Annotated in this window: 1 protein-coding gene; it reads left to right on the top strand. The window is 69.7% G+C overall.

The features are described 5' to 3' along the window. Window positions 1–1,150, top strand: a 1,150-nt coding sequence (locus IEY86_RS37765) for an Ig-like domain repeat protein (RefSeq protein ID WP_189136087.1), incomplete at both ends; no start/stop codon positions are given.

Here is a 1,150-nt window from a genome sequence, read left to right as displayed (position 1 = left end):
TCGACGCCACCGGACAAGCCTGCACCACCGCCGTCACCACCCTGACCACCGGCACCGTCACCGCCACCTACAACGGCGAAGACGAGTGCTTCCTCGGATCCACGGGGACGGTCACGGTCACCGTCAACGAGGCATCCACCACCACCTCCGTAACCGCCACACCGGACCCGTCCGTCTGCGGACAGGCCGTCACCATCTGCGCCACCGTCGTGGCCAACCCGCCAGGATCTGGGACTCCGACCGGCACGGTCACCTTCACCAGCCCCAGCGGGCTGAACCAAACCGTCGCCCTCGACGCCTCCGGCCAGGCCTGCACCACGGCCGTCACCACCCTCACGACCGAAACGGTCACCGCCACCTACAACGGTGAAGACGCCTGCTTCCTCGGCTCCACGGGGACCGTGGCCATCACCGTCAACGAGGCATCGACCACCACCTCCGTAACCGCCACCCCAGACCCCTCGGTCTGCGGACAGGCGGTAACGGTGTGCGCCACCGTGACGGCCGTCGCCCCGGGTTCGGGGATCCCCACCGGCACGGTCACCTTCACCGGACTCGGCGGACCCGACCAAACCGTCACCCTCGACGCCACCGGACAAGCCTGCACCACCGCCGTCACGACGCTGACCTCCGGAACGGTCACCGCCACCTACAACGGCGAGGACCCCTGCTTCCTCGGCTCGGTCGGCACCACCACCGTCACCGTCACCGAAGCATCCACCACGACCTCGGTCACCGCCACACCCGATCCCTCGGTCTGCGGACAGGCGGTAACGGTGTGCGCCACCGTGACGGCCGTCGCCCCGGGTTCGGGGATCCCCACCGGCACGGTCACCTTCACCGGACTGGGCGGACCCGACCAAACCGTCACCCTCGACGCCACCGGACAAGCCTGCACCACCGCCGTCACCACCCTGACCACCGGCACCGTCACCGCCACCTACAACGGCGAAGACCCCTGCTTCCTCGGCTCCGTCGGCACCACCACCGTCACCGTCACCGAAGCATCCACCACCACCTCCGTCACCGCCACACCCGATCCCTCGGTCTGCGGACAGGCCGTGACCGTGTGCGCCACCGTGACGGCCGTCGCCCCGGGTTCGGGGATCCCCACCGGCACGGTCACCTTCACCGGACTGGGCGGACCCGA

It is taken from the genome of Wenjunlia tyrosinilytica (assembly GCF_014646055.1).
In the GTDB taxonomy this organism is placed as follows: Bacteria; Actinomycetota; Actinomycetes; order Streptomycetales; family Streptomycetaceae; genus Wenjunlia; species Wenjunlia tyrosinilytica.
Note: the sequence above shows the minus strand (reverse complement) of the source record. Positions and strands in the feature narration are given on the sequence as shown.